The 8,452-nt window shown below is 52.6% G+C and carries 10 protein-coding genes and 1 pseudogene; 8 read left to right on the top strand and 3 right to left on the bottom strand.

The window, feature by feature from the left end; translation table 11 throughout:
* The 4 genes and pseudogenes from AC075L_RS21765 to AC075L_RS21780 form a co-directional block, all read left to right on the top strand.
* On the top strand, positions 1 to 732 hold a 732-nt coding region (locus AC075L_RS21765; RefSeq protein WP_476388206.1), incomplete at its 5' end, for a ribonucleotide-diphosphate reductase subunit beta.
* Positions 733 to 759: 27 nt separating this feature from the next.
* A complete protein-coding gene (gene trxA, locus AC075L_RS21770) occupies positions 760 to 1,083 on the top strand; it encodes a thioredoxin (RefSeq protein ID WP_476388207.1) in 324 nt (107 codons plus the stop codon).
* 38 nt (positions 1,084 to 1,121) lie between these two features.
* A complete protein-coding gene (locus AC075L_RS21775) occupies positions 1,122 to 1,709 on the top strand; it encodes a sulfurtransferase TusA family protein (protein ID WP_476388208.1) in 588 nt (195 codons plus the stop codon).
* A gap of 19 nt (positions 1,710 to 1,728) precedes the next feature.
* Positions 1,729 to 2,911: pseudogene (locus tag AC075L_RS21780) on the top strand (FprA family A-type flavoprotein).
* A gap of 448 nt (positions 2,912 to 3,359) precedes the next feature.
* Here the strand turns inward: AC075L_RS21780 and AC075L_RS21785 are convergent.
* From AC075L_RS21785 to AC075L_RS21795, 3 genes are read right to left on the bottom strand one after another with little or no spacing between them, the layout of a single operon-like run.
* Positions 3,360 to 3,494, bottom strand: coding sequence for a thioredoxin family protein (locus AC075L_RS21785; protein ID WP_476388209.1), 135 nt, complete (start codon positions 3,492 to 3,494; stop codon positions 3,360 to 3,362).
* 12 nt (positions 3,495 to 3,506) lie between these two features.
* Positions 3,507 to 3,929 (bottom strand): RrF2 family transcriptional regulator, encoded by a 423-nt coding sequence (locus AC075L_RS21790; protein ID WP_476388210.1) that lies wholly within the window; start codon positions 3,927 to 3,929, stop codon positions 3,507 to 3,509.
* Positions 3,926 to 4,348 (bottom strand): rhodanese-like domain-containing protein, encoded by a 423-nt coding sequence (locus AC075L_RS21795; protein WP_476388211.1) that lies wholly within the window; start codon positions 4,346 to 4,348, stop codon positions 3,926 to 3,928. The genes AC075L_RS21790 and AC075L_RS21795 overlap by 4 nt, the downstream gene beginning before the upstream one ends.
* Positions 4,349 to 4,544: 196 nt before the next feature.
* Here AC075L_RS21795 and AC075L_RS21800 point away from each other — a divergent pair, with 196 nt between their 5' ends.
* From AC075L_RS21800 to AC075L_RS21815, 4 genes are all read left to right on the top strand, one after another.
* Entirely contained in the window at positions 4,545 to 4,724 is a 180-nt protein-coding gene (locus tag AC075L_RS21800) for a transcriptional repressor (RefSeq protein ID WP_476388214.1), read from the top strand.
* Entirely contained in the window at positions 4,718 to 5,230 is a 513-nt protein-coding gene (locus AC075L_RS21805; protein ID WP_119244993.1) for a ferritin, read from the top strand. The genes AC075L_RS21800 and AC075L_RS21805 overlap by 7 nt, the downstream gene beginning before the upstream one ends.
* 969 nt (positions 5,231 to 6,199) lie before the next feature.
* Positions 6,200 to 6,847 (top strand): type II toxin-antitoxin system PemK/MazF family toxin, encoded by a 648-nt coding sequence (locus AC075L_RS21810; protein ID WP_476388212.1) that lies wholly within the window; start codon positions 6,200 to 6,202, stop codon positions 6,845 to 6,847.
* A gap of 71 nt (positions 6,848 to 6,918) precedes the next feature.
* Complete coding sequence (locus AC075L_RS21815) at positions 6,919 to 8,127, top strand: tyrosine-type recombinase/integrase (protein WP_476388213.1); 1,209 nt, start codon at positions 6,919 to 6,921, stop codon at positions 8,125 to 8,127.
* The last annotated feature ends 325 nt before the right edge of the window (positions 8,128 to 8,452 follow it).

Below are 8,452 nucleotides of genomic sequence, written 5' to 3' on the forward strand. Positions count from 1 at the left end.
ACCGCCAACGAGGTCAATCTCTGCCTGTCCATTCAGGCGTTTCAGGAGTGTGTCCACTCACAGAGCTACAGCTATATGCTCGACACCATCTGTTCCCCCGTGGAGCGCAATGACATCCTCTACCAATGGAAAACGGACGAGCATCTGCTGCGCCGCAACACCTTCATTGGGGACTGCTACAACGAGTTTCAGGAGCGGAAGGACGCTCCCTCGCTGTTGCGCGTGATGATGGCGAACTATATTTTGGAGGGCATCTATTTTTACAGCGGCTTTATGTTCTTCTACAATCTCTCCCGAAACGGGAAGATGCCCGGCTCGGCGCAGGAGATTCGCTACATCAACCGCGATGAGAACACGCACTTGTGGCTGTTCCGCAATATCATCACAGAGCTGCAAAAGGAGCAGCCGGAGTTGTTCACCGCTGAGAGCGTACAAGCGCTGCGCGAGATGATGCATGAGGGCGTGGAGCAGGAGATCGCATGGGGGCATTATGTGATCGGCGACGACATCCCGGGGTTGAACCGGCAGATGATCAGCGATTACATCCGCTATCTCGGCAATCTTCGCTGGACGAGCCTTGGCTATCCGGCATTGTATCCGGGCTTTGAGAGCGAACCGGAGAGCATGGAATGGGTCAGCCAGTACGCCGACGCCAACATGGTCAAGACCGATTTCTTTGAGGCACGCAGTACCGCTTACGCCAAGAGTACCGCACTAATAGACGATTTATAAGAAAACAAAGGAAAGGAGCTGGCAGATATGGCAGCTATGAACATGAATCAGGAGCAGTTTAAGCAGTTGATCCGGGAGGAAAAGCCTGTTTTGGTGGATTTCTGGGCGCCCTGGTGCGGCTATTGCCGGAGGATCGGCCCTGCGTATGAGAAGATTGGAGAGGAATACGCGGACAGCCTTGCCGTCGGCAAGATCAATATTGACGAGGAGCCGCAGTTGGCGGGGGCCGAGGGGATGAAGGTCATCCCGACTCTGGTGCTGTTCCGGAACGGAAAGGCCGTGGGTTCCATCACCGCGCCCGGCTCAAAGGCAGAGATCGACCGTTTCATTCAGGAAGCCTTGGCGAAATAACGGAGGGTTCAGATATAAACAACAATCATGTTTATGATATGATTGTGGTGGGCGAAGGATTACACATCATCCAGACCTTTGAGCCGCATCCACTGTACGCTGTCATGGAGGGCTTGGGCTACGAGCACCACACCGAGCAGCGGAGTGAGGCGGAGTTCCATGTCTGGTTCTGCCGTGTGGAGAAGAATGCAGGCGACAGCTCCGCTCCCTTCAAGCCGCTGGCTCTTTTGAACTATCCCATGATTGATGAAAAGCTGGGGCAGATCGCCGTGGATTTTTGGGAGACCACATGGCAGAGCGAGAAGCGCGTACTGCCCTACGAAACGCTGCTGCTGTCCCTGACCAACGCTGTCGGTGCGGGCCGGATGCGGCAGGCGGCGCGGGAGCTGGTAAAGGCATATATCCACGGTGTGGAGAGCGCCGCGTTGGACGACGTGTTCGAGCTGCTGGCATGGAATCAGGGCATCGGTTTTTTCAGCAGCGAGATCGGCCCCTCTGCGCTGTTTCAGGCGTACAAGCTAATTAAAAACGGTGAGAAGCAGGGCAAGTCCCGGGAGGATATCTGCAGTGCGCTGCGCGAGAAATTCGGGGAGAAGAACCCGGAGATGCAGGTCCTGAACAGATGATAAGGAGTTGTTTTGTATTATGACCATTCAAACGGTAACAGATGCCATCCGCTATGTAGGGGTGGATGATAACACATTGGCACTCTTTGAAAACCAGTACCCCGTCCAGCCTATGGGAGTGAGCTACAACTCCTATGTCATTCTGGATGAGAAGATTGCCGTGATGGACAGCGTGGACGCACGGGCGGCGGAAGAATGGCTTTCCAATGTGGCGCGGGTGTTGGAGGGGCGCAGCCCCGACTATCTTGTGGTCACACACATGGAGCCGGATCATTCCGGCAGCCTCATGCGGCTGGCACAAAAGTACCCGGAGATGAAGATCGTGGGAAACGCGAAAACATTTACCCTGATCAAGCAGTTCTTCGGCACAGGTGCATTGTCGGAAGAACGTATGCTGGAGGTTGGCGAAAGAGATACGCTTTCCTTGGGTTTGCACCGGCTGAGCTTTCTGCTGGCGCCGATGGTACACTGGCCGGAGGTGATGGCAGCGTATGAAGAGGAGGAAAAGATCCTGTTCTCGGCGGATGCCTTCGGCCGCTTCGGTTCACTGGAACGGACTGCCCGTGCCCCCTGGGCGCCGCAGGCCCGGCGGTATTATTACAACATCGTCGGAAAGTATGGCGCACAGGTGCAGGCGCTGCTGAAAAAAATCTCCGCGCTGGAGATCAAAACGATCTGCCCGCTCCATGGCCCCATGCTCACAGAAGACTTGGGGGAGTATCTGCGGCTCTATGATCTCTGGTCAAAATGGAAACCGGAAAAACCGGAGGGCATCCTGATCGCTCACGCATCCATCCATGGAAATACCGCATATGCATCGGAGGCCCTCAAGAGCAAGCTGGAGGGTAAAGGTGCGCAAGTCACCATGTGCGATCTGACGGCAACAGACCTTTCCTATGCCGTGACCAGCGCATTCTACTGTGGGAAACTGGTGTTGGCCTGCTCCACTTATGACGGAGGACTGTTCCCGCCCATGAAGGCCTTTTTGGATCATTTACAGACAAAGGGATTCCGAAACCGCCGGATCGGCCTTCATGGAAAACGGCTCATGGGCCCCTGCTGCCGCGCGGCTGATGCGTGCCGAGTTGGAAAAGATGAAGGAACTCCGACTGTGTGAAACAGATGTATCGCTGCGCGGCGCACTGAACCAAACCAGCGAAGCGCAGATGGACGCTCTGGTGGCGGAGCTCTGCGCGGAGTAGGCGGCGAATCTGGCTTCGTCTGTCCGCACGATGCCTCAAAAGCAAAATATCGTCGCTGATTTATTTAGACAACAATATAGCGTTGAGTGATGCCGAAGCTTTGAAAATGGATCGAAGTGCAGCCGCAGATGTTCTCTGCGGCTGCGCTTTTTGCATTTTGACCATGGTGCAAACGGATGGCTTTGACCGTTGCCCTCGGTTTCTAAGGAGACACGAAGTGCTACATGGAAGCGTATCATAGATCTGCTCCATAGCCACGCCCTCACTGCGCCAGCGTTTCCCGGATAAATGTCTCAATGGCGGCTTTGGAGCCGGGCGCTACCGCAGAGCCGATCACCTAGCCGCTCTTAAAGAGCATCAGCGTGGGGATGGTGTCGATGCCGAAACGCTCGATGAGCTGCGGCTCCTCGTCGTAGTTGATTTTGCCAGCGATGAGCGTGTCGGCGTACTACTCCCCCACTTTGTCGAAGGCCGGGGCAATACGGCGGCAGTAGGGGCACCACTGGGCCCAGAAATCCACCAGCTCGGGCTTGTCCGCATGCAGGACGTCATTCTCAAAGCTTTTGGTCGTAATGGTAAGCATCGTAAAATCCTCCTATTTCTGTGTGAAAAGCTGTTTTTCAATATCCGTGATCGTAATGTGCGAGAGATAGGCGGCGCATTCCTCATTCATGCTCCGGTAAAGCGCATCTATCACGCCCGCCATGTCGGAGCAGATGGCGCAGTCCCGGTCAATGTCGCCGCTGTGCCACGCGCAGTCCACAAAGCGGGTATTCACCGCCTCCGCTACCTGCCGGAGAGAAAAGGTTGCGGGGTCTGCCGTCAGGCGGTAGCCGCCGTCCAAGCCCTCCCGGGTCTCTACCATTCCCGCTTTTTTCAGCCCCGTCAGCACCCGGCGGACGCGGGTGGGATTGGTGCAGATGTTCTCCGCCAGCGCTTCGCTGCTGAGGGAGCGTCCACTGTGGCTCAGGCAGACCAGCGCATGGACGGCCAGATTAAAAGAACTGTCCACAATCATCCCTCCTTCACAAGCTCGTAGGGCCAGTCGATGACGCCGCCGAAGTTGTAGACGCTCTGATACCCCAGCGCCAGCAGCTTTTGTGCAGCATCCTTGCTGCGGCGGCCGCTGCGGCAGTAGATCAGCAGCGTCGCCTCCTTATCGGACAGCGTCTCGGGCATTTTGCTCCCGATGCTCTCGTTGGGCACAAGGACGGCGTTTTCAATATGCCCGCCATCGTATTCCTCCCGGGTGCGGACATCCACCACCACGACCTCCTGCGAGACCATCATCTCATAGGCTTCCTCGGCGCTGATCTTATGATACGCCGCCTTGCCTGGAGCGTCCTCCGCCGTGTCCGCTTTTGTCTTGGACAGCGTGCAGCCGCTCAGCAGCGCAAGCGAGGTGGCAAGTGCCGCACAAAGTAATATCTGACGCATAATCAACCTCCAACGCAACTGTATTTGCTACTGATACAGGTTATACTGAAATATAAAAGATACAGTTAAAACTGTCAAGGTACTTCGAGGCAGCTTTTGGAGCACAAGCCCTTTGTGGTTGTTGACAGAGAAAAAAATATAGGTATAATAAAAGCATAAGAATAAGACTCATTCTTGCATTTGGAGGGTTGGCGGTATGCCAAAATACGCAGAGGAGATATTGGCCGCCGTAACGGAGCTGCAACAGCATCCTACGGCGGAGCAGGTGTTCCTGGAGATGAAAAGGGAGCATCCCAGCATCTCTCTGGGTACGGTATATCTGCCCCCCCTGCCGGGAGCAGGAAAAAGACAATCTTATGGAGGAGAAGTATCATGAACGCTAACGTATCTAAGCTGCTCAACGAGCAGATCAATAAGGAGTTCTACTCCGCCTATCTGTATCTGGACTTTGCCAACTACTACGCCGCCGTCGGACTGGACGGCTTTGAGAACTGGTATCGGGTACAGGCGCAGGAGGAACGGGATCACGCCATGCTGTTTTATCAGTATTTGCAGAATAACGGCGAGGGCGTCACCTTTGAGGCTATCGCAAAGCCGGAGTGGGAACGAGGCGACAACATGACCCCGCTGAAAAAGGCACTGGAGCACGAGAAGCTGGTCACCGCCAGCATCGATGCCATCTACGCCGCCGCATACGAGGTCAGGGACTTCCGCACCATGCAGATGCTGGACTGGTTCATCAGGGAACAGGGCGAGGAGGAGAAGAACGCCGCTGACCTCATTACCAAGATGGAGCTGTTCGGCGGTGACAGCAAGGGGCTGTATATGCTAAACAGCGAGCTGAAGGCACGTGTCTACACCGCGCCCTCGCTGGTGCTGTAAGCCCCGCGTGTCTGCGGACTTTCGCATCAGGCAAAAGGCAGACTGCATACAGGTGGTCTGCCTTTTCTTCCATCAGACGGTTAGTTAATACTAATTATGTATAAAACAGAAAGGACTTCAGAACTTGAACAAGGAAAAGGAGATCGAAACCGTTACCCTCATGGTGCGCCGGTATTGTTGTGGCGTGCATGGGACAAGGGGCGAGGCGCTTTGTCCGGTGTGCAATCACTGCTGGAATACGCCAGAGAGCGGCGGGACAGATGCCTGCACGGGAAAATTTAGTGGCACTTTGAATCCTTTGTCTGATTTGCTGAGATGAGCGTTGCTTTTTTGATACATTAGCCGTGACTCAAATGGTCACCAGGAGATAAACGGGTACCAGTTTACAGAAAACAGAATAGAATCGTCTTCGATGCCTCGTTGGGAAACCAACGAGGTATTTTTTTTGCCCCAATCCGACTGCATAGGACACTGAAAAAATCAAAACGAACCGTATGTAGTCCTGCAAGGACAACCAAAGTGCGCCTACGAGGCCAACGCGAAACCGGAGGATTCTTGTTAAACTTACTTTGTAAGGACGAAAGTCCGGATGTCCCTTGAAAACTGAATACTCATTCTTCAGGTACATTACTATTTGGTCGAGCCTTCGACTGCACGCCATGAAGCCCATCGGGGCGATAGCGGTTTCGCAGAAGCAAATGCCGGATTGCAACCGGCGGCGGTGTTAAAGCCAGACAGGGACAATGATACTTCCGTAATTCGCGGTCCGGCTATAAGGAAGGCGGGATGGTTAAATTCCAATGGAGCAGTGAAGCACACTGCCGCCTGTGAGAAATCCTACATCTCTGGGGTGATAAGAAAAAAGTACAGAGAAACCATATTTTCAGAAAGCACTGCTGGGTGCTGTATCAGCATAATACCTGGCAGGCTTTATCCATATCAGTGTATGGAGATTGGAGACAACAGCAAATGAAAGAAAACTGGGTTTATCGGCGAGGTGATTTATATCTCGCCAATCTCGGTGTTCCGGTCGGATCAAAGCAGGGCGGTGTTCGTCCTGTTGTGGTTCTTCAGAATGATGTCGGCAATTATTATGCGCCGACGATCACGATTGCTCCGCTGACATCGAAAATTGAGAAGAAGCGAAAGCAGCCAACGCATTTCTTTCTCCGTAAAGCAAAGGGACTGGCAAAACCGTCTATGGTATTGGCAGAACAGCTCGACACCTGCGACAAGATATGCGTGATTCGCTATATTGGGTGGGTAAGTAAGGGGCAGATGCGTGGGATTGACGAAGCTGTAAGGATTCAGCTTGGTTATTACATTCCGGAACAGGCAGAGAGAAAAAAAGACAGGGCAAATGCCGAAAGGAAGGCGAAGAAGGCGATGGATAAACTGATTACAAGGAAGGAAGCAGCCAGTATACTGGGAATCAGCGTAAAAACACTGGATGCTGCAAGAACAGACGGTTTGATCTCCTATGTTCAGAATGTGGAAAACGGCTGCGTTTATTTCACGGAAGTGGGGATTCAGGAGTATATTGCAAAATGTACGCACCGTGCAAAACCGATGGATCGTGCTGCGACATATCGCAAACCTCGAAGCTTTCGGCGGTGAAAATCGACATCGTTGAGTATGGACGATGAATCCGCAATAATGAAAGCAACAACAGGATTGGAGGTAATGATATGGCGGCAAGTAGAATGATGCTTCCCGATTATGGTACGGTGAGTATGAAGGGAACGCAGTATTATCGCACCCGTGTAACAGATCAGCAGGGGCGGCGGGTTTCTTTATATGCAAGAACGAGAGAGGAACTGTACCAGAAGGAACAGGAAGCAATCCAGCAGATTGAGAACAAGACGTATCGCCGCAGTACACCTACAGTGGAGGAGTATTGCGAGAAATGGCTGCTGATGCAGTCGGCACAGATCAGGATGACAACGCTGATTGACTATACATCGAAAGTGAAGAACTACATCATTAAGCCATTGGGCGATATGCATATGGGAGATGTAACAGCAGATGACATTCGCCTGGCACTGCTGGTGGCATCAAAAAAGTCGGCATCCGTGTACAAATCGGTGAACGTTATATATAAGTGTATTTTTACGGCAGCAATGGAGAGCAAGATCATTGATGAGAATCCGACCATCTATCTGAAGAAGAATGTGGGAGGGATTCACCAGAAGGACCGCCTCCCGCTTACGGATGAGCAGGTGAATAAGCTGCTGGATGCCATTTACGGCTTGCCACCGTATGTGTTCGTGATGCTGGGGCTGTACGCAGGATTGCGGAGAGAAGAAATCCTCGGACTTCAATGGGATTCGGTGTATCTTGATTGCGAGGCTCCGTACCTTACCGTTCGGAGAGCCTGGCATACGGAGCATAATCGTCCGGTTATTCTGACAGAGCTGAAAACAAAGGCAGCGCATCGGAATGTCCCTCTTCCGGACAATCTTCTGGAATGCCTGAAAGAGGCAAAGAAAACATCGACATCGGATTATGTGGTTGCAAACCGGGATGGAGACCCGTTGTCCTATACGCAATTCAAGAGATTATGGCAGTATATCGTAACCCGTACCACCAAGGAACGCTGCTATTATCGCTATGAAGATGGCAAGAGGGTAAAGCATACGGTGAAGCCGGTTCTGGGGCAAAAGGCAGCACACAATGGAAATGTGGTTTACAGTCTGGACTTTGAGGTGACTCCGCATCAGCTGCGGCACACCTATATTACGAATCTGATTCATGCTTCGGTTGATCCGAAGACAGTTCAGTATCTTGCCGGTCATGAAAGCAGCAAGATTACCATGGATATTTACGCCAAGGTGAAATATAATCGCCCAGAGCAGCTCGCAGGAGTGCTGGAAGATGCTTTTGCATCGTGGGATTAAGAGTAAATCAGAAAAAACTTGGGGCAGGGATGGTCAAAAATCCCTGCCCTTTTTACATACATTCGACATCCTTGAAGGAAGTGGTGTACGCCATGATAATAAGAGTAGCAACACCCAATGTATGAAGATAGACGAGGAGGAGAACACATGCGTGAACTACTACGGCTATTGAATAGCCGAGCATCTTACTGGGCCCCGATTGAATCGGGGCTTTTCTTATGCTTCAGTTATCCAGCAGCCGTCGTCTTCCGAGGAATGCCTCTTCTGCCAGTTGCGTAGGCTGGCAATGGTACACACTCTTTAGACCGACACGCCCTGCACAAGT

The organism is Blautia sp. ZXY-1-B12 (assembly GCF_056339915.1).

Excerpts from the sequence above, each read along its gene's own strand:
- trxA (WP_476388207.1), top strand. The coding sequence starts at position 760 with ATGGCAGCTATGAACATGAATCAGGAGCAGTTTAAGCAGTTGATCCGG.
- AC075L_RS21775 (WP_476388208.1), top strand. The coding sequence starts at position 1,122 with ATGATTGTGGTGGGCGAAGGATTACACATCATCCAGACCTTTGAGCCG.
- AC075L_RS21785 (WP_476388209.1), bottom strand. The coding sequence starts at position 3,494 with ATGCTTACCATTACGACCAAAAGCTTTGAGAATGACGTCCTGCATGCG.
- AC075L_RS21790 (WP_476388210.1), bottom strand. The coding sequence starts at position 3,929 with ATGATTGTGGACAGTTCTTTTAATCTGGCCGTCCATGCGCTGGTCTGC.
- AC075L_RS21795 (WP_476388211.1), bottom strand. The coding sequence starts at position 4,348 with ATGCGTCAGATATTACTTTGTGCGGCACTTGCCACCTCGCTTGCGCTG.
- AC075L_RS21800 (WP_476388214.1), top strand. The coding sequence starts at position 4,545 with ATGCCAAAATACGCAGAGGAGATATTGGCCGCCGTAACGGAGCTGCAA.
- AC075L_RS21810 (WP_476388212.1), top strand. The coding sequence starts at position 6,200 with ATGAAAGAAAACTGGGTTTATCGGCGAGGTGATTTATATCTCGCCAAT.
- AC075L_RS21815 (WP_476388213.1), top strand. The coding sequence starts at position 6,919 with ATGGCGGCAAGTAGAATGATGCTTCCCGATTATGGTACGGTGAGTATG.